At 69.6% G+C, this 19,039-nt stretch carries 16 protein-coding genes, 2 tRNA genes and 4 pseudogenes; 5 read left to right on the forward strand and 17 right to left on the reverse strand.

Annotated elements, in window-relative coordinates:
* Window positions 1–15: 15 nt before the first annotated feature.
* The 10 genes and pseudogenes from mazG to PGN14_RS10980 form a co-directional block, all read right to left on the reverse strand.
* A complete protein-coding gene (mazG, locus tag PGN14_RS10935) occupies window positions 16–756 on the reverse strand; it encodes a nucleoside triphosphate pyrophosphohydrolase (RefSeq protein WP_335299551.1) in 741 nt (246 codons plus the stop codon).
* 28 nt (window positions 757–784) lie between these two features.
* Window positions 785–940, reverse strand: a complete 156-nt coding sequence (locus PGN14_RS10940; protein WP_335299552.1) for a hypothetical protein — start codon at window positions 938–940, stop codon at window positions 785–787.
* The gene (locus PGN14_RS10945; protein ID WP_335299553.1) at window positions 934–1,698 is read right to left on the reverse strand and encodes an MBL fold metallo-hydrolase; all 765 of its coding nucleotides are present in this window, start codon (window positions 1,696–1,698) and stop codon (window positions 934–936) included. The genes PGN14_RS10940 and PGN14_RS10945 overlap by 7 nt, the downstream gene beginning before the upstream one ends.
* Window positions 1,695–2,472 (reverse strand): annotated as a pseudogene (locus tag PGN14_RS10950) (TatD family hydrolase). The gene PGN14_RS10945 and the pseudogene PGN14_RS10950 overlap by 4 nt, the downstream one beginning before the upstream one ends.
* 21 nt (window positions 2,473–2,493) lie before the next feature.
* A pseudogene (gene metG / locus PGN14_RS10955) lies at window positions 2,494–4,024 on the reverse strand (methionine--tRNA ligase); the annotation flags it as partial.
* A 45-nt stretch (window positions 4,025–4,069) separates the two neighbouring features.
* A pseudogene (locus PGN14_RS10960) lies at window positions 4,070–5,051 on the reverse strand (AAA family ATPase); the annotation flags it as partial.
* Window positions 5,048–5,682: pseudogene (gene tmk / locus PGN14_RS10965) on the reverse strand (dTMP kinase). The pseudogenes tmk and PGN14_RS10960, both read right to left, overlap by 4 nt.
* Window positions 5,679–6,854, reverse strand: coding sequence for a D-alanyl-D-alanine carboxypeptidase family protein (locus tag PGN14_RS10970; protein WP_335299554.1), 1,176 nt, complete (start codon window positions 6,852–6,854; stop codon window positions 5,679–5,681). The pseudogene tmk and the gene PGN14_RS10970 overlap by 4 nt, the downstream one beginning before the upstream one ends.
* A gap of 31 nt (window positions 6,855–6,885) precedes the next feature.
* Complete coding sequence (locus PGN14_RS10975; protein WP_335299555.1) at window positions 6,886–7,767, reverse strand: septal ring lytic transglycosylase RlpA family protein; 882 nt, start codon at window positions 7,765–7,767, stop codon at window positions 6,886–6,888.
* The gene (locus PGN14_RS10980) at window positions 7,751–8,830 is read right to left on the reverse strand and encodes a lytic murein transglycosylase (RefSeq protein ID WP_335299556.1); all 1,080 of its coding nucleotides are present in this window, start codon (window positions 8,828–8,830) and stop codon (window positions 7,751–7,753) included. The genes PGN14_RS10975 and PGN14_RS10980 overlap by 17 nt, the downstream gene beginning before the upstream one ends.
* 116 nt (window positions 8,831–8,946) lie before the next feature.
* Between PGN14_RS10980 and PGN14_RS10985 the strand changes: the two genes are divergently transcribed.
* Together PGN14_RS10985 and PGN14_RS10990 are read left to right on the forward strand one after the other, a co-directional pair.
* A tRNA-Ser gene (locus tag PGN14_RS10985) sits at window positions 8,947–9,036 on the forward strand.
* Between the two features lie 127 nt (window positions 9,037–9,163).
* Window positions 9,164–9,649 (forward strand): hypothetical protein, encoded by a 486-nt coding sequence (locus PGN14_RS10990; protein WP_335299557.1) that lies wholly within the window; start codon window positions 9,164–9,166, stop codon window positions 9,647–9,649.
* A 182-nt stretch (window positions 9,650–9,831) separates the two neighbouring features.
* Here PGN14_RS10990 and PGN14_RS10995 read toward each other — a convergent pair.
* Window positions 9,832–9,908: transfer RNA gene (locus PGN14_RS10995), tRNA-Arg, on the reverse strand.
* 83 nt (window positions 9,909–9,991) lie between these two features.
* Here PGN14_RS10995 and PGN14_RS11000 point away from each other — a divergent pair.
* Window positions 9,992–10,507: a hypothetical protein gene (locus tag PGN14_RS11000; RefSeq protein WP_335299558.1), complete on the forward strand. Its 516-nt coding sequence runs from the start codon at window positions 9,992–9,994 to the stop codon at window positions 10,505–10,507.
* Between the two features lie 4 nt (window positions 10,508–10,511).
* Here the strand turns inward: PGN14_RS11000 and PGN14_RS11005 are convergent, their stop codons facing one another.
* Genes PGN14_RS11005 through hemB form a run of 5 tightly spaced genes read right to left on the reverse strand, consistent with a single transcriptional unit; the run spans window position 10,512 to window position 15,246 of the window.
* Complete coding sequence (locus PGN14_RS11005; RefSeq protein ID WP_335299559.1) at window positions 10,512–12,698, reverse strand: spermidine synthase; 2,187 nt, start codon at window positions 12,696–12,698, stop codon at window positions 10,512–10,514.
* Window positions 12,691–13,224, reverse strand: coding sequence for a GNAT family N-acetyltransferase (locus tag PGN14_RS11010; protein ID WP_335299560.1), 534 nt, complete (start codon window positions 13,222–13,224; stop codon window positions 12,691–12,693). The genes PGN14_RS11005 and PGN14_RS11010 overlap by 8 nt, the downstream gene beginning before the upstream one ends.
* Window positions 13,221–13,754 (reverse strand): GNAT family N-acetyltransferase, encoded by a 534-nt coding sequence (locus PGN14_RS11015; RefSeq protein ID WP_335299561.1) that lies wholly within the window; start codon window positions 13,752–13,754, stop codon window positions 13,221–13,223. The genes PGN14_RS11010 and PGN14_RS11015 overlap by 4 nt, the downstream gene beginning before the upstream one ends.
* Window positions 13,751–14,257, reverse strand: a complete 507-nt coding sequence (locus tag PGN14_RS11020; RefSeq protein WP_335299562.1) for a GNAT family N-acetyltransferase — start codon at window positions 14,255–14,257, stop codon at window positions 13,751–13,753. The genes PGN14_RS11015 and PGN14_RS11020 overlap by 4 nt, the downstream gene beginning before the upstream one ends.
* A complete protein-coding gene (gene hemB, locus PGN14_RS11025) occupies window positions 14,254–15,246 on the reverse strand; it encodes a porphobilinogen synthase (protein ID WP_335299563.1) in 993 nt (330 codons plus the stop codon). The genes PGN14_RS11020 and hemB overlap by 4 nt, the downstream gene beginning before the upstream one ends.
* Window positions 15,247–15,323: 77 nt before the next feature.
* Here hemB and PGN14_RS11030 point away from each other — a divergent pair, with 77 nt between their 5' ends.
* The gene (locus PGN14_RS11030; protein WP_335299564.1) at window positions 15,324–16,208 is read left to right on the forward strand and encodes a diacylglycerol/lipid kinase family protein; all 885 of its coding nucleotides are present in this window, start codon (window positions 15,324–15,326) and stop codon (window positions 16,206–16,208) included.
* 133 nt (window positions 16,209–16,341) lie between these two features.
* Here the strand turns inward: PGN14_RS11030 and PGN14_RS11035 are convergent, their stop codons facing one another.
* The gene (locus PGN14_RS11035) at window positions 16,342–17,811 is read right to left on the reverse strand and encodes an MATE family efflux transporter (protein WP_335299565.1); all 1,470 of its coding nucleotides are present in this window, start codon (window positions 17,809–17,811) and stop codon (window positions 16,342–16,344) included.
* 209 nt (window positions 17,812–18,020) lie between these two features.
* On the opposite strand from PGN14_RS11035, the gene PGN14_RS11040 reads away from it, so the two are divergent.
* Window positions 18,021–19,019 (forward strand): IS30 family transposase, encoded by a 999-nt coding sequence (locus PGN14_RS11040; RefSeq protein WP_335297500.1) that lies wholly within the window; start codon window positions 18,021–18,023, stop codon window positions 19,017–19,019.
* The last annotated feature ends 20 nt before the right edge of the window (window positions 19,020–19,039 follow it).

Raw genomic sequence — 19,039 nt, forward strand, 5'->3', positions numbered from 1 at the left:
TCGCCGGGAGGACGATCAATCCGATCCCTTGCCCACCGTCTGCCACAGCCGCTCCTTCTCCTCCAGCGACAGGCCCGCGAACGCGTCCCCGCCGGCCGTCTCGATCGCGCGGAAGCGGCGGTCGAACTTCGCATTGGCGTGGCGGAGCGCGGCTTCCGGATCGACGCCGTGGTGCCGCGCCCAGTTGACGACCGCGAACAGCAGGTCGCCGATCTCGTCCAGCCGCTCGTCGTCGCTGGCGGCGGCGTCCACTTCGGCCAGTTCCTCGACGATCTTGGCGCGTGGCCCTTCGGCGTCGGGCCAGTCGAAGCCGGTACGCGCGGCACGCTTCTGGAGCTTTTCGGCGCGGGTCAGCGCGGGCAGGCCGACTGCGACGCCGTCGAGCGCGCTGGCGGCACCGCGCGCGGCGCGCTCCGCGGCCTTGACCTCTTCCCACAGATGATGCCCGCCGTCGGGCGTGTCGCCGAAGATGTGCGGATGGCGACGCTCCATCTTGTCGCTGATCGCGGTGAGGACATCGGCGAGCGTGAACGCGCCGGCTTCCTCGGCGATGCGGCTGTGGAAGACGACCTGGAGCAGCAGGTCGCCGAGTTCGTCCTTGATGTCCACCACATCCGCGCGCGCAATCGCGTCCGCCACCTCATAGGCTTCCTCGATCGTATAGGGGGCGATCGTCGACCACGTCTGCGCGCGATCCCATTCGCAACCGCCGGGGCCGCGCAGCCGCGCCATGATCGCCACCAGACGCTCGATCATCGCATCACCTCGAAGTTGATAATACGCATTATGTAAAGTTCGACGCGATCAGCCAGCCGAGTGCGAACACGCCGATCCACGCCATGGCATAGACGATCACGGTCCGGACCGGCATCCGCCGCGCCAGCAATGCCGACAGTGGCAGGATCAGCACCAGCAGCAGGATCAAGGCCTGCGCTACCACGCGGCCTCCCAGCCGTCGTAGCCCGGCTCGACATGCGGCGGCAGCTCGGCCACCAGCCCGGCATAATCCATCGACTGATCCATATGGACCAGCGCAGCACGCTGCGGCGCCAGCTCGGCGATCCATGCCAGCGCGGTCGCCAGATCCGGATGCGTCGGATGCGGCCGGCGCCGCAGCGCATCGACGATCCACAGGTCCAGCCCGGTGTAGAGCGCGCGCATCGCCGCGGTCATGCTGCTGACGTCGGTGGCATAGCCGACCGCGCGCCCGCCTGCCTCGAACCGCAGCCCGGCGGAGGTGATGGAGCCGTGCGGCTGATCGGTGACGCTGATGGTGATGCCGCCGATCGTCAGCCGATCGGGCAGCGGAGCGAGCGCCACCGTGGGCGGATAGCCCTGATGCCCGCGAAAGACATAGCCGAACTGCTGCTGCAACGCCTCGGCGGTGCCGGCGCGCGCATATCCGGGCACCGGACGCCCCATGGCGTGGAACAGCTGGCGCAGATCGTCGATGCCGAAGACATGGTCGGCATGCTGGTGCGTCCAGATCACCGCGTCCACGGTGCCGACGTCGGCGGCCAGCAATTGCTCACGCATGTCGGGGCTGGTGTCGATCAGGATGCGGGTGCCGTCATGTTCGACCAGCAGCGAGGATCGGGTGCGGCGATTGCGGGGGTCGGCGGGGTCGCAATCGCCCCAGTCGTTGCCGATGCGCGGCACCCCCGACGACGTGCCCGAGCCGAGGATGCGGACCTTCACGCGACCGTCTTGCTGAACAGCGCGTGGAAGTTATCCACAGTATAGCGCTGTAACTCCGCCACATCCTCGCCGCGCAGCGTCGCCAGAAAGGCAGCGGTGTCGGCGACGAAGGCGGGCTCGCCGATCCTGCCGCGATGCGGCACGGGCGCCAGGAACGGCGCATCCGTCTCGATCAGCAGGCGTTCGCGCGGCAGTCGCGCGGCGGTTTGCTGGAGATCGGTGGCGTTCCGGAACGTTACGATGCCCGAAATCGAGATGTAGAATCCCAGATCCAGCGCCTTGTCGGCGAAAGCGCCGCTGGCGGTGAAACAATGGATGACGCCGGTATAGGCCCCCCTGCTCCATCTCCTCGCGCAGGATCGCGGCGGTATCGTCCTCCGCGTCGCGGGTATGCACCACGATCGGCACACCCGCGGCGCGCGCGGCGGCGATATGCGCGCGGAAACTGGCCTGCTGGCGCGCGCGATCGGAATGATCGTAATGATAATCGAGGCCGCTTTCGCCGATGCCGACGACACGGGGATGGCGGGCGCGCTCGACCAGCCGGGCGGTATCGACATGCGGATGCTGGTCCGCCTCGTGCGGGTGGATGCCGACCGTGGCCCAGACATCCGGCTCGCGCTCCGCCGTCGCCAGCACCGCATCCCATTCGCTCTCACGCGTCGCGATGTTGAGCATCGCGGTGACGCCACGCGCGCGCGCACGTTCGAGCACCGCCTGCTGTTCCTCCACCAACCCCTTGTAATTGAGGTGGCAATGGCTGTCGGCGAGCATCAGGCCGGCTCCGCCTCGGCGGGGCATGTCCAGCCGCGGGAACGCTGGCGTCGGGGTCGGGATGACGAACCCGGCCGCCTCGTGACGCGCATACCAGCCATCGTCGTCGATCGCCTCATGGTCGCGCGCGTCGACGCCCAGCAGGTCGAGCACCCTGCCCGCACCCTCCGGCACCACCGGCAGGATCGCGATCGACAGCATCCGGATCGCGCGGACCAAGGTACGCAGCACCGCGTGCATCCGCTCCGGGTCGGTCTTGCGTAGCGTCCAGGGTGCCTGCGCATCGATATATTGATTGCAGGCGAACACGCCACGCAGCCACGCCTCGACCCCCTGGCTGAGCATCAGGTCGCCGAAGGTGGTGCGCAGCCCCCGCGCAGGCGACCACCACTTCCTCGATCAGCTCGCCATCGGCCGGCTCGGCACGGCCGATACCGGGCAGCGCGCCGCCCAGGTTCTTGGCGATGAACGACAGGGTGCGCTGCGCCAGATTGCCGAAGGCGTTGGCCAGTTCGGCGTTGACGCGGGTGACGATCGCCTCCGCCGAATAGCTGCCATCCTGCCCGAAGCTGACCTCGCGCAGCAGGAAGTAGCGCAAGCCATCGACCGAGAAAGCGCGCGCCAGATCAAGCGGATCGACGACATTGCCGAGACTCTTCGACATCTTCTCGCCACGGTGCAGCAGAAAGCCGTGGCCGAAGACGGTCTTCGGCAGCGCCACGCCCGCGGACATCAGGAAGGCGGGCCAATAGACCGCGTGGAAGCGGACGATGTCCTTGCCGATCAGGTGCAGGTCGGCGGGCCAGTGCGGCATCTCCTGATCGGGATAGCCCGCGCCGGTTAGATAGTTGGTGAGCGCGTCGACCCACACGTACATGACATGCCCCGGGCTGCCCGGCACCGGCACGCCCCAGTCGAAGCTGGTGCGCGACACCGACAGGTCGGACAACCCGCCCTCGACGAAGCGCATGATCTCGTTACGGCGCGCCTCGGGCCGAATGAAGTCGGGGTTGGCGGCGTAGAAATCGAGCAGTGGCTGCTGGTATTTCGACAGGCGGAAGAACCACGTCTCCTCCGCGGTCCAGGTTACCGGCGTTCCCTGCGGCGACAGCTTCGTACCCCCTTCCCCCTCGATCAGTTCCTTCTCGTCGTAGAAGGCTTCGTCGCGGACCGAATACCAGCCCTCGTACCGGTCGAGATACAGGTCGCCGGCATCCGCCATCGCCTGCCAGATCGCCTGGCTGGCGCGGTGGTGATCGGCATCGGTGGTGCGGATGAAGCGATCGTAGCTGATGCCAAGCGCATCGCACATCGCCTTGAAATAGCCCGACATCTCATCGGCCAGCGCGCGCACCTCCATACCCTTGTCGCGCGCGGTCTGGACCATCTTCAGCCCATGTTCGTCGGTGCCGGTCTGGAAGCGGACGTCACGCCCCGCCTGCCGCTGGAAGCGCGCGATGGCGTCGGCGGCGATCGCCTCATAGGCATGGCCGATATGCGGGCGGCCGTTGGGGTAGCTGATCGCGGTGGTGATGTAGAAAGGCTCGGCCATGCCGGCGTCTGTAGGGGCTGACGCGCGGCAGGACAATTGGTCAGCGCGGGCCAGTCTGGCGATCACGCCGGCCAGTTCGTGGACGGTGCCCGCCGTATCCAGCGATAGCGCACGCGCCGCCCGCGGCGATCGCGCGCGCTTCGTCATAGGCGTCGAGCGCGCGGCGAAGATCCTCGCCATGGCGCATCGTCGCCAGCCGCGCGATGACGGTGGGCACGCGATCGAGGAACGCCTCGTAGCGCGACTGCGCGGCCTTGGGCGACAGCGCGCGGGCGAGCGCGGCGCGGCGCGCGGTTTCCGGGTCGCCATCGCGCCCGATCGCCTCCAGCGCGGTATCGATCGCCGCGAGGTCGAGACCGGCATAGCCCAGGGGCGCGCCCGGGCGATCCCTCGCCCGCGCGCACCAGCGCGGCGATCTCGTCTGCGTCCGCATCCGGCAATTCGTCCTGCAGCACGGCGGTCATGTCGTCCGCGCCCAGTTCCTCGAACCGCAGCACGCGGCACCGCGACCGGATCGTCGGCAGCAAGCGGCCGGGCGCATGGCTGACCAGCAGGAAGACGGTGCCCGACGGCGGCTCCTCCAGGCTCTTGAGAAGCGCGTTGGAGGCGCCGGGACGCTCCAGATCGTCGGCGGCATCGATCACGATCACGCGGCGCGGGGACAAGCGACGGCATCGTGCCCAGAAACGGTCCGAGCGCGCGGACCTGATCGACGGTGATGCTGCGCGCCAGCTCATCCTCCGCCTTGGCGTCCTTCTTTGGCAGGCGGCGCAGTTCGCGGTAATCGGGGTGCGATCCGGCGGCGAACAGCGCGGCGGCCTGATGTGTGGCGGGCACGTCGAGCCCCCGGCGGCAGGGCACCCGGCGTCGCGCCCTCCGCCAGCAGCCGCAGCGCCGCGGCGCGCGCGAACAGCGCCTTGCCCACCCCCTTCGGCCCGGCGAGCAGCCAGGCATGGTGGAGCGCACCACCGCGCGCCGCGGCGAGGAACGCCTCGGTCGCGGCCTGCTGTCCGCGCAGCCGCGTCACGCCAGCCATGCCTCCAGATCGGCGAGGATCGCGGCGGTCACGTCGTCGGCGGAGCGCGTGGCGTCGATGCGGCGGAAGCGTGCCGGCTCACGCGCGGGCGATGGCCTCGAACGCGCGGGCCACATCGGCGTGGAAGCCGGCGTCGCGCGCGGCGAAGCGATCGGCCGCTGCACCGTCGCGCGCGACCGCGCGTGCGGCCCCGGCGGCGGCGGGCAGGTCGAGCCAATAGGTGCGGTCGGGGCAGCAACCCGCCCGAGCCGAAGGCGTGCAGCGACAGGATCGCGCCGTCCTCCACCCCGCCGGCCACCCCCCTGATAGGCGCGGGTCGAATCGACGTAGCGGTCGCAGATCACCCATCGCCCGGCGGCCAGCGCGGGGGCGGATCACCCTTTCCACGTGGTCGGCGCGCGCCGCGGCGAACAGCAACGCCTCGGTCGCGGGGCTCCAGCGTGCGGCCGCGCCCTGCATCAGCAGCGCGCGGATCGCCTCCGCGCCCCTCGCTGCCGCCCGGCTCGCGCGTGACGATCGCGTCGTGCCCGCGCGCGGCGAGTGCGGCGGCGAGCGCGCGCGCCTGTGTCGACTTGCCTGCGCCTTCCCCGCCCTCCAGGCTGAGGAAGCGTCCCGTCGTCATCCGAACAGGCCGGTCAGGCCGGCCCAGGCGCGGCCGAAGAAGCCCGCCTCGCCCACGTCCGCGGCGGCGACCAGCGGCACCGTCTGATCGGGCAGGCCGGGAGACGATACGACCAGATCGGCGACATGCGCGCCCTTGGCGATCGGCGCCTTGAGCGGCCCTTCATAGACGATCTTGCCCGACAGCGGCGGGCGATCGCCGGAGGGAACGGTCACCGACAGATCGCGCGGCGCGACCAGATCGACGGTTGCGGCGCTGCCCATCTGCACCGCGGCATTGCCCACGGTCCGCCCCGCCTTCACCACCGGGCGCGCCTGCCACGCACCGAAGCCCCAGTTCATGAAGCGCACCGACTCCGCCGCGCGCTGGTTGAAGCTGGTCAGCCCCGCGAGCACCATGACCAGCCGGCGCCCGTTCTGCTCCGCGGATCCGGTGAAGCCATAGCCGGCCTCCTCGGTATGCCCGGTCTTCAGCCCGTCCGCCCCGTTGACGCGGCCCAGCAGCGGATCGCGATTGGCCTGGGTGATCGCCTGTCCCGCGCCCATGGTCTTGCCCCAGGTGAAATCGCGCCGCGAATAGAATTGCTTGTAGAGCTTGGGATGATCCTGGATCGTGGCCGCGGCCAGCTTCGCCAGATCGCGCGCGGTGACATAGGTGACGCCATTGTCGGGCCAGCCGTTCGACGTGCCGAAATGGCTGTTGGTCAAACCCAGCTTGCGCGCATTGTCGTTCATCCGCTCGACGAAGGCGGGTTCGGTGCCGGAAATCCCCTCCGCCAGCACGACGCAGGCGTCATTCCCCGACAGCGTGACGATGCCGTAGAGCAGGTTGGCGACCGACACCCGCTCCCCCACCGACAGGAACATGGTGGAGCCGGCCGCCGGGCCGTGCCAGCGCTGCCACGTCTCCGGCCGCACCTCGAACTCGGTATTGAGCTTCAGGTCGCCGGCCTTGATCATCTGGAAGGCGGTATAGACCGTCATCATCTTCGCCATCGAGGCGGGCGGCATGCGCCGGTCCGCATCCTTGGCATAGAGGATCGCGCCCGACGACAGATCCTCCATGAAGGCGACCGGGGCCGGCGTGTCGAACTGCGGCGCGGCGGCCATCGCAGGATAGGCAATCGCCACGATTGCGGCAGGAAAAGCAAGGGCGGTCAGCAGCTTGGTCATGGGTTCTTCCGAATGAATCTGACGAGCGGATCTAGCGGGTAGGCGCCGGCTGGAGCAGGATCGACGCGTCGCCATAGCCGCGCGCGACCGCCGCGTCACGCGCGCGTTGCGCCTCGGGCAAGGTAGCGAACGGGCCGACGCGGACGCGCCAGACCGCGCCCGACGTCTCCACCTGTCCGCCGAAGCTGCGCGCCACCTCGATCGCGCGCGGCTCGCTGGAGAAAGCGGCGACCTGCACCAGCAACCCGCGCCCGACGCGCGGGGCGGGTATCGGCGCAGGCGCCGCGCGCGGCGGCGGACGGGTGGCGGTCGCAACGGCGGCAGCCGGGGGCAATTGGCGGCGCAGCGCGCGCAGCACCGGCTCCGGCGTGTCGAGCCGCGCCGATGCCGCCTCGCCGCGGTCGAGCGCGGCGGCGTCGGCCAGCGAGGGCGTCATGCTGCGCACGCGGACGGGGGCGAGCGGGCGATCGGCGACGCCCAGCAACCGCGCGGCGCCGGTCGACAGGTCGATCTCGCGCCCCTTCGCCGCCGGCCCGCGATCGGTGATCCGCACCAAGATCGTCCGCCCGGTGTCGAGCGAGGTCACCTCGGCATGCGAACCGAGCGGCAGCGTCGGGTGCGCGGCGGTGATGCGGGCATTGGCGAACGGCGTGCCCGACGCGGTCGGCTGCCCCTCCAGCCCGTCGCCGTACCAGGAGGCATAGCCGACCGCGTCATAGCTGGCGATCGTGCCGGCGCCGGCGCCGGCGGTGGCGGACGGGCCGGTGGGCGTGCCGGCCTCGGGCGGCAGCGGCGCCTCGGCGGGCGGGCGCAGCGTCACCGCGGGCACGTCCGCGGCGGGTTGCTGCTGCGCGGCGACCTGCACGCTGCCCGACAGCAGCAGCAGCGCGATCAGGCTAACGCGCGATGGCATCGGCGAGCAACCCGACCGAGAGCGCGTAGAAGTTCGAGCAATTGTAATCCAGGATCACGCGATAGTTGCTGGTCAGCAGATAGGCGGTGCGCCCCGCGCCATCGGGTTCGATCAGCACCGCCTGGACGCGGTCGCCCGGCCAGCGGCCGTCCTGCGGCGTAATGCCCAGCGCGCGCCACTCCGCCATCGTGCGCCACCCGCTGTGCCGTTCGAACACGCGCGGGCAGCGCGGCGAGACGAGGCGGTTGCGCACGCCGTCGCGCGCGAAGCCGGCGGGTACGTCGACCGCGACGCCCCATGGCTCGTCGGGACGCCAGCCCGCCATGGTGAAGTAATTGCCGATCGACGCCAGCGTGTCCGCCGGGCTGGTCCAGATATCGGCGCGCCCGTCACCATCGCCGTCACGCGCCAGCCGCAGATAGACCGAGGGCAGGAACTGCGGGTTGCCGGTCGCGCCGGCCCAGCTGCCCACCAGCCGCGCGCGCGGGACGCCGCGATCGATCATCTTCAGCGCGGCGATGAACTCGCCTTCGAACAGGGGACGGCGGCGCCCCTCATAGGCCAGGCTGGCGAGGCTGCGCAGCAGATCGAAGTTGCCGGTATAGGAACCGTAGTTGGTTTCGTGGCCCCAGATCGCGACCATGATCTGCTCGGGCACGCCGGTTTCCGCCTCGACGCGGGCGAGCCGTGCGCGCTGCTCGGCATAAGCGCTGCGCCCGCGCGCGATCCGCGCCGCATCGACATGCGCCGCACGATAGGGTGCGAACATCGAGATCGGCGCATTGGGCGCGGTCTCGGGCTGCTGCCGGTCGAGGGCGACGACGCGCGGGTTGAAGGTGAGCGTCGGCAGCACGCCGTCGACCGTCGCGCGCTGCACCCCCGCCGCCATGGCACGCGCGCGCACCTGCTCCAGATAAGCGCGAAACCCTGCATCCTCGGCGTCCTGCGCCGCGGCCGATCCCCCCGCCAGCAGGCAGGCGACCGCCAATGCCAGCACCCGCCCGCACCGCGCGAGCGTCGCCTTTCCCCTGCCGCGCCCCTTGTCCTTGTACGTCACGTCCATGCCGTCGGGTTCTGACACAGCAGGCCGGAGCGCGGAACCGCAAATCATCGCCGGGCTTGCACAGCCGGACGCAGCAGGCCAAAGCCGCGCCCGCCCCCGCCGCCCGGCGGGGCCGCGGAAGCGTGGCCGAGTGGTTGATGGCTCCGGTCTTGAAAACCGGCATACGGGAAACCGTATCGTGGGTTCGAATCCCACCGCTTCCGCCATCCCGTCCCGAAAGGGGACAGGACGGATCGTTAACCGAAATCAACCCTTTGGCATCGACCCGCGACATTCGTTAGCTCCCCGTCATCGGACCAGCCCGCAGGGGCGCAACAGCAAGGGGACACGATCATGGCGACGGTGGACGGCAACGTGGTGGCGGCGGACAAGTACGGCATCACCCAGGGCGATGGCGGCGCGGTGGACAAGATGGCAGGCGGCGCGGGCAAGGACATCCTGCAGGGCCATGCCAAGTTCAACCAATATTATGGCGGCGGTGGTGACGACACGTTCAAGCTGGTGTCGAAGTTCGCGGTGGCCGAGGGCACGCACGACGGCCAGTCGCTGAAGTTCGACGACCAGTTCGCCTATATCACCGATTTCTCGGGTGCGGGCGTTGCGGGTGGCGACTTCATCGCGCTCGACGGCTTCGACGGCAGCACGCTGACCAAGACCCACACCGGCGCCAGCGGCACCAACGGCGCGGTGCTGTATTACTATTCGGTCAGCGATTTCGCCGGCCACACCTTCAACTTCATGGTCAATTCGCTCAACGGCAACGAGCTGTCGGCGGGCGATTTCGGCTTCTACGGCGTCAAGGCGCTGCCGCCGCTCTGATCCCTGATCGGACGACGGATGCGGGCGGTCGGAGCATCATCTCCGGCCGCCCTTTTTCGTGCGCGATCGGTCGCAGGCGTAGCGCCACGAACGCCATCGGATGGTGGTGAGAGAAGTGCCCAAATAGAAAAGGGGCGGCTTGCGCCGCCCCTTATATCCACCCATTCTTCCCGGGAGAAGAATGGCGCGCCCGGAACGATTCGAACGTCCGACCCTCAGATTCGTAGTCTGATGCTCTATCCAGCTGAGCTACGGGCGCCCTGTGGAGCGGCGCTGTTAGACGGCGAATCGCGGGGGCGCAAGGGCGTTGCGTCGATTTTCTTCGCGGCCTACGCAAAAGCCATGAAACGCCGATCGCTCGCCCTGCCCCTGCTGGCTCTTTCGACCGCCGTCGCCGCCGCGGGATGCTCGGCCGATACCGCCGGCTACCCGTCGCTCGCGCCGCGGCCGGCGGAAACGATCGGGTTCGAGGAGCCGGCGGCCCCTCCCCCCGCGCCCGTCCAGGCGGATCCGGTGCTCGACGCGCGCGTCGCCGCGGCGGTGGCGAAGCGGACGGCGGCAGCGCGGGCATTCGACACCGGCGCCGATCGCGCGGAGGCGCAGGCACGCGCCGCCCGCGGCGCGAGCGTGGGCAGCGACCGCTGGCTGGATGCGCAGGCCGCACTGGCGGAACTCGATTCGTTGCGCGCCGCGCATGGCGATGCGCTGGGACCGCTGGAGGATCTGGCCGCCGAACGCGCCGTCGCGCTTCAGCCGGCCTATCCGGCGCTGGAGCGGGCACTGGCGGAGGCGCGCACCGCAGCCGCGACGCAGACGCGGCGGATCGACGCGATCGCCGCGATGCTGACGCCGGCCTGACGCGTCAGAATTTCAGCAACGGCAGGATCGTCGCGGCATCGTCGGTCCATGCGGCGAAGCCGGGGCGGCGGCGCAGCGGCTTCCACCGGCCGCCGTCGAGCGCGATCAGCGCGTAGCTTTCCGGATCGCGCGTCATGACGATCCACATCGACGGCGATGCCGATTCCTCCAGCGTTGAGGGCATGTGGTTGAGGATCATCGCCTGCCACCCGCCCGCCTGCGCCGCCGCGGCCACGACAGGGCGCAGGTCGATGAAGCGGTTGGAGATATGCACCGCCAGCACCCCGCGCGGCGACAGCACGCGCGCATAGCCCGCGAACGCCTCGCGCGTCAGCAGGTGCATCGGCACCGCATCGGAGGAGAAAGCGTCGAGCGCGAGCAGATCGAGGCTGGCGGGCGGCTGGCGCTCCAGCGACAGTCGCGCGTCGCCCAGCACGATCCGCGCCGCCGGCGCACAGTGCGAGAGGAAGGTGAAGCGGCGGTGGCGCGACAGCTGCGCCATCGCCGGATCGATCTCGTAGAAGGTCCAGCGCTGCCCCGGCTGCGCATAACAGGCGAGCGTCCCCGTCCCCAGTCCGACGACGCCGATCCGCGCGCCCGCGCCGAACAGCGCCGGCGCGGCGAGCATCGCGCGCCCCACACCCGAGCCGGGGGTGTAATAGGTGGTCGGCGTCCGCTCGCGCGCGTCGCTGCCGGTCAGCTGGACGCCATGGAGCGTGGTGCCGTGGATCAGCGTCCGCCGCGCCGGTTCCTGCGCGACGGTGTAGACGCCGAAATAGCTGCGCAGCCGCGCGCCCGGCTCCATCGACAGCGACAGCGAACGCGCACCGCCGAACAGCAGCAGCGCGCTGCCCAGCACCAGCATATAGGGTAGCCGCGCGCCCAGCGTCGCCAGCCCGATCACCGACAGGATCGCGAAGGTGGCGGTGGTATGCCGCACGATGCGCAATCCGCCGGGCTGCGCCGCATAGAGCGCCAGCGTGATCGCCAGCGCCAGCACCGTCACCGCGACCGCCGCGCCCCGCGACCCGGGGCGATGCCACCAGGCGCGCAACCCGCCGGTCAGATAGGTCTGCGGCACCAGCAGCCCCGCGCCCAGCACCAGCAGCGGATATTCCCACGTCCAGTCGAACAGCGCCGGCGCCACCAGCCCGGCCAGCACCCCGCCCAAAGCCCCGCCGGTGGACATGGCGAGGTAGAAGCCGGTCAGTCGCGCCGGCTCCGGGCGCAGCCGGTACAGTCGCGTGTGCAGCGCGACCGAGACCATGAACAGCAGCACCAGCGACATGACGACGGTCAGCGTCGGCGTCTCCGTGAAGCCGCCCATCATGATCCCGCCGAACAGCAGGATCGTGACCGGCGCCGCGGTGGTCAGCGTGTCCGCCAATCCGCGACGCGCGGCGAAGGCGATCGAGAAGCTGAGCAGGTAGAGCGCCAGCGGGATCACCCACAGCAGCGGCATCGCGACCAGATCGGTGCTGATGAAGGTGGAGGTCGCCAGCATCAGCCCCGACGGCACCAGCCCCAGCGCGATCCACAGCGCCACGCGCGACCGTGCCGGCGCCGGATCGCGCGCCTGCTCGACGGTCGCCACCCCATCCCGCGGCAACAGCAGCGCCGCCGCGGCGGTCAGCAGCAGCAGCCAGAGATAGCCCGCGCTCCACAGCCAGCGCTGCTGCGTCACCGCCAGCGTCGGCTCGACCAGCAGCGGAAAGGCGATCAGCCCGGCGAAACTGCCCAGGTTGGACGCGGCGTACAGCGGATACGGGTCGCCGCCCGGGCGCACCACCGCGAACCAGCGCTGCACCAGCGGCGCCTGCGCCGACACCGCGAAGAACAGCGGCCCGATCGACAGCGCGAACAGCCACGGCACCCATAGCGCCGGCTCGGCATCCGCGGGCAGCGCCCGGTCGCTCAGCCCGATCGGCAGGAACGCGCAGGCGAGCACCAGCAGCGCGAGATGCACCTGCCCCTGCCGTCGCGGTGCCAGCCGGCCGAGCAGGTGCGCATAGCCATAGCCGCCCAGCAACAGCGCCTGATAGACCAGCATCGCGGAATTCCACACCGCGGGCGCACCGCCCAGCCGGGGGAGCGCGATGCGCGCGATCATCGGCTGGACCAGGAACAGCAGGAACGATCCCGTCAGGATCGTGACGACGAACAGCGGCCGCACCGCGCCGCGATCAGGCACGGGCGGGACGGTCGATGGTATAGCGCAGGTGCCGACGCAGCGGATCGCCGGGCGGCAGATCCGGATGATCGAAGTCGCCGTCGTGCAGGCGCGTCATGCCCAGCCGCTCCATCAGTCCGCGGCTCCGACGATTGGCGGCGACGGTGACGCCGACGATCGCGGGTACGTCGAGGTGCGCCCATGCCCATTCCAGGCTGGTGCGCGCCGCCTCCAGCGCCAGCCCCTGCCCCCAGGCTGAGCGGGCGAGACGCCACCCGATCTCCACCTCGCCGTCGATCGGCGGGGTGCCGGGCATCAACCCGCAGAAGCCGATGAAGGCGCCGTCGCGGCGCCGCTCCAGCGCCCAGAAGGAATGGCCGCGATTGCCCTGGATCGCGTTCATGCGGCGGCGCGTGCGGACGCAATCGTTCATCGATACCGGCGGACCGAGATAGCGCATGACCTCGGCATCCTGCCCCATCGCATGAAAGGGCGCGATGTCCTCGCGCCGCCAGCGACGCAGGATCAGGCGATCGGTGACGATCACGCGGGACGGTCGATCGTATAGACGATCATCGCGCCGATCGGATCGTCGGCGGTGAAATTGGGGTGAGTGAAGTCCAGCTCCGGCCGATGCACCATCCCCAGTCGCGTCATCAGCCCCCAGGAGCGCGTGTTGCCGCGGCTGGTCCAGGCGGCGATCCGCCGACGCGCGGTGCTCGCCCAGCCCCAGGCGATGCTCGCCTCCGCCGCCTCGCGCGCGATGCCCTGCCCCCACCACCGCTCGCCGATGCGCCAGCCGATCTCCAGCTCCTCCGGCACCGGTGTCCCGGCATGGCCGCCGATCCGCAAACCGCAGATGCCGGCCAGCTCGCCCGCGCGCGTCTCGACCGCCCACATGCAATGGCCGTCACGGGCCTGGTTCGCCATCTGCGCATCGACCAGCGCGGCGATCCTTGCCGGATCGGCGACCCCGCCGAAATGCTCCATCATCGCGGGCGTGTTCACCAGCGCGACGAAGGCGGGCTTGTCCGCCTCGATCCACGGGCGCAGGCGGAGGCGCGTGGTCTCGATCATGCCGGACGCGCGATGCGATAGGTGACGCTGTCCCCGCCATCGGGATGGACGAAGTCGAGCGTCGGATCGTGACGCATGCCGAGCCGCTCCATCAGTCGACGGCTGGCGGCGTTTGCGTGGCTGGTGATCGCAAACACCTCCGGCTCCGGCCGATGTACCCATGCCCAGCCGAGCCATGCCGACGCCGCCTCGCGCGCATAGCCACCACCCCAATGATCTCGCGCCAGCACCCAGCCGATCTCAAGCCCGCCCGCGATCGGCGTGTTCGCCGCACCGGGCTTCAATCCGACGAAGCCCAGCACCGCACCATCCTCCCGCCGCGCCGCCACCTGAAAACCGAGCGGCGCATAGCTGTCGTGGCGCGCCAGATTGGCATCCCCGCCGGCACGGCCCACGACGCCGCCCAGCTCCGCCATGACGAGCGGGTCCGCCCACATCGCGTACAGCGCCGGCTTATCCGATTCGATCCACGGCCGGAGAACAAGGCGCGCGGTCTCGATCATGCCGCCAGCAGGCGTGCGGCATGCGCCGCATGATAGGTCAGCACGCCCGAGCAGCCGGCACGCTTGAACGCCAGCAGCGTCTCCAGCACCATCGCGTCGCGATCCGCCGCGCCCGCCGCCACCGCGGCCTCGATCATCGCATATTCGCCGGACACCTGATACGCGAAGACAGGGACTTCGAAGCGATCCTTCACGCGGCGCACGATGTCGAGATAGGGCAGCCCGGGCTTCACCATCACGCTGTCCGCCCCCTCGGCGAGGTCGAGCGCGACCTCGCGCAGCGCCTCCTCCGCATTGGCCGGGTCCATCTGATAGGTCGTCTTGTCGCCCTTCAGCAGCCCGCGGCTGCCCACCGCATCGCGGAACGGGCCATAGAAGGCGCTGGCATATTTGGCGGCATAGGCCATGAGCTGGACGTTGATATGGCCATCGCGTTCCAGCGCGCTGCGGATCAGCCCGACGCGGCCGTCCATCATGTCGCTGGGCGCGATGATGTCGGCGCCGGCGCGCGCCTGGTTGAGGCTCTGTTCGATCAGCACCTCGACCGTGGCATCGTTCATGACATAGCCGTTCGCATCGACCAGCCCGTCATGGCCATGCGCGGTATAGGGGTCGAGCGCGACGTCGGTCAGCACACCGATGTCGGGCACCGCCTCCTTGATCGCGCGGATCGCGCGGCACATCAGATTGTCGGGGTTCAGCGCCTCGGCGCCATCGTCGCTGCGGCGTTCGCGCTGCGTATTGGGGAACAGGGCGAGACAGGCGATGCCCAGATCGCGCGCCTCGCGCGCGCGCGCCACCACCGCATCGACCGACCAGCGCGACACGCCGGGCAGCGTCGCGATCGGCTCCTCCACCCCCTGCCCCTCGGTCACGAACAGCGGCCAGATGAGGTCGGCGGCGGTCAGCACGTTCTCGGCATGGAGACGGCGGCTCCAGCCATGCGCGCGGGTGCGGCGCAGGCGCAATGCGGGATAGGCGGCGGTCATGCCACGGCATTTCCCGCATCGCGCGCGCGGGTGCAAGCGTTACGGCAGCGAAACGCGCCTCCGCGCGTTGGGCGCGCATGACCGAGATCACCGCCGCCGCCCTGATCGTCAACGCCAAGTCGCGGAAAGGGCGAAAGCTGTTCCGCCGCGCCTGCCGCCGGCTGCGCGACCTGCCGTTCAAGGTCGATGCCTATGCGGTGAAGAATCCCGAGCATCTCGACCGCACGGTACGCAAGGCGCTGGAGAAGAAGCCGCAACTGGTGATCCTGGGTGGCGGCGACGGGACGATCAGCGGGCTGGTCGACCTGCTGGTGGGTCATGACGTCATCCTTGGCGTGCTGCCGCTGGGAACGGCGAACAGCTTCGCGCGCACGCTGGGGCTGCCGCTCGACGTGGATGGCGCGATCGACGTATTCGCGAGCGGCGTGCCCAAGCGGATCGACCTGGGGATGATCGACGAGGACTATTTCGCCAATTGCGCCGCGATGGGGTTGAGTCCGCAGATCGCCGAGACGGTGCCGCACGGATTGAAGAAGGTGCTGGGGCGCGTCGGCTATCTCGGCTGGGCGGGGTATCAGTTGGGGCGGTTCAAGCCGTTCACGCTGTTCGTCGACGATGGGTCCGGGGAGAAGAGGCTCCGCGTGGTGGAGGTGCGCATCTCCAACGGGCCGTATCATGGCGGCACCTGGCTGGTCGACGACGCCTCGGTCACGTCGGGGCGGATCGTGGTGCAGGCGGTGCGCGGGCATTACAAGCGGCGGCTGGTGAAGAACTGGTTCTTCAACTTCCTCGGGCGCAAGGAGCGGCACCATGACACGGTCAGCTTCTCCGGCACGTCGATCAAGGTCCGCACCGACCCGCCGCTGCCCATCTCGATCGACGGCGAGGTGCTGGCGCATACCCCGGTGACGGCGCATGTCGCGGCGGGCGTTATCGAGGTGATGGTGCCTGCCGGACGGTAATGGGATTTTGAGCCCCTCCCCTTCAGGGGAGGGGTAGGGGGTGGGGGACGTCTCACCGAGACCGACGCTCATGGCTCGTGACTGCCCCACCCCAACCCCTCCCCTGAAGGGGAGGGGTTAGTTTTCTCGCCCATCACCCCGCCGGCTTCACCGATCCCGCCGGCTCGATATCGGCATGGCTGCGTTCCTCGCACTCATGCTCGTCGGGCACGATCAGCGCGCCCTTCCGCCATGTGCCGCGCGCATAATAGAGCGCCGCCAGCGTCACCGTGGTCGCCGACCCGGCGGGAAAGCTCCACCACAGCGAATCCGCTCCCAGCATCGGGCGCAGCAGCACCGCGATCCCGAGCCGCACCGGGAACATCGACAGGAACAGGATCGCGAGCGGCCCCCAGACCGCGCCATTGGCGCGCACCGTGCCGAACAGCACCATCGTCGCGCCGAACAGCACGAAGCCCCAGGTGGCGATCGTGTTGATATGCTGTGCGATCGGCAGCACCGCGCTGCCCTCGGGCACGAATAGCATCAGCAGCGCGCGGTCGAAGATCAGCGCGGCGGCGATGACGCTGCCGGTGATGGCCACGTTGAAGAGGATGCCCGATCGCGTGATCGCGCTGACCCGGTCCCAGCGGCGTGCGCCGATATTCTGCGCCGCCATCGCGCTGACCGCCGCGCCGATCGCCATCGCGGGCATCTGGACATAGGTCCATAGCTGCTGCGTGATGCCATAAGCGGCAGTGACGTCGACGCCGTGCCGGTTGACCAGCCCCACCATCGCGAGGCCGGCGCCGGAGATGACCAGCATCTGGGCGCCGATCGGCAATCCCTTCGACAGGATCGTGCCCACAAGCTGGCGATCGGGGACGATATAGCCGATCTCCCGCCCCGCCAGCCGTAGCGGCAGGTCGCGCCAGCGGATGTAGAGCACCAGCGCCCCGCAGGCGACGACATTGGCGATCAGCGTCGCGAGCGCGGACCCCGCGATCCCCAGCTGCGGCGCCGGACCCAGCCCCAGGATCAGCACCGGGTTCAGCCCCGCGTCCAGCACCACCGACACGCCCATGAACCACAACGGCGTCAGCGAATCGCCGATCCCGCGCAGCCCCATGAACATCAGCACCAGCAGCATCGACGGCGGCAGGCCCAGGAAGATGACGCGCAGATAGGTCAGCGCCTCATCATAGGCGCGCCCCGGGGTGGCGAGCAGCGTCAGGATCTGAGGCGCGAAGACATAGCCGGCGACCGCGGTCAGCACGGATCCGATCAGCACCAGCCCGATCGCGGAGCCGAACGCGCGCTTGGCGCCGTCGTGGTCGTGCCGCCCCCAGCTCTGCCCGACCAGGATCGTCGCCGCCATGCCGAAGCCGAAGACCATGCCGAACATCAGGAACATGATGATATTGGCGTTGCTGGTCGCCGCCAGCGCATCCTCGCCCAGGAAACGCCCGACCCAGATCGTGTTGATCGAGCCGTTGAGCGATTGCAGGATGTTCGACCCCAGCGTCGGCAGCGCGAAGGCGAGCAGCGTCGGCCCGATCGGCCCCACGGTCAGGTCGCGCTGCCCGCGATGCCGCGAGGCAAGGGGAACGGATTCGTCCGACATGCGCGCTTCATCCCCCGGTGGCGTCGTTTGTTCCAGATGTGGCGGAAGATGCGACCGCGGAACAGCCCCTACCCGTTTGCACACTTACCTCGTCATCCCCGCGAAGGCGGGGATCCATACGCGCAGGTCGTCGACGGACTCGCGACGGCAGCGTTTATGGATTCCCCGGACTCACGAAAGAAGTGCACCACCGATAGGGTGGTGGCGCGATGGGACACAGCTACAGGCAGCTCGGCCTTGACGAGCGGATGGAGATTGCGCGGCTTCGGGAGGCGGGCTGGTCATCGCGGCGGATCGGCGCGGCGATCGGGCGCTGCCACACGACGGTCAGCCGAGAGGTAAGTCGCAACAGCCGTGCGACCAGGGCCTGGCCTGGCGGCTATGCGCCAGCGCGCGCGCACGAACTGGCGCAGCGGCGACGACGATGGGACTGCCGCTTCAAGCTGGTGCGCCAACCGGACCTGCGGGACCAGGTGAGGCAAAGCCTTGCGATGGGACATTCGCCCGAGCAGATCGCCGGCCGGCTGGCGCGCGAGACGGGTCGCACCGTCATCAGCCACGAGTCAATCTACCGCTTCGTCTATCATCGCTCAGGCCAGAAGGATTACTGGCACCGCCTGCTGCCCCGCGCCAAGTCCCGGCGCGGTCGGTACCGCATGCAGGGCGGCAGCCCGGCCAGCTTCATCCGCCAGCGCCGCCCCCTCACCGAGCGCCCGGCCGAGGCGACGACGCGCCAGCAGCCCGGTCACTGGGAAGCCGACTACATGCTGTTCGCCGCCTACGGCCACAACATCCTCGTCCTGCACGAGCGCACCACCCGCTTCACCCTGCTCGACCACCCGCCCACGCGCAAAGCAGCGATCACCGCACAGCGCATCGAACGCCAACTCCGCGACGTTCCACAGGTGCTCCGCCGCACCATCAGCTTCGACAACGGAACAGAGTTTGCCGAGCATCAGCGCCTGCATCACCTCGGCCTGCAGACCTTCTTCTGCGACGTGCGCAGCCCCTGGCAGAAAGGCGGCATCGAGAACACCATCGGTCGCTTGCGACGCTTCCTGCCCCGCAAGGCCAACCTCGACAACCTCTCGCCCGCACAATTGCGTGCCTATGCCCAGCGGCTCAACGACACGCCCAGAAAATGCCTCGACTTCCAAACCCCCGCCGAGGCATTTCTCCAAGCCTCAACCGGTGCACTTCAAACGTGAATCCACATTCCCGCCTGCGC

The sequence above is a fragment of the Sphingomonas adhaesiva genome (assembly GCF_036946305.1).
GTDB lineage: Bacteria > Pseudomonadota > Alphaproteobacteria > Sphingomonadales > Sphingomonadaceae > Sphingomonas > Sphingomonas adhaesiva_B.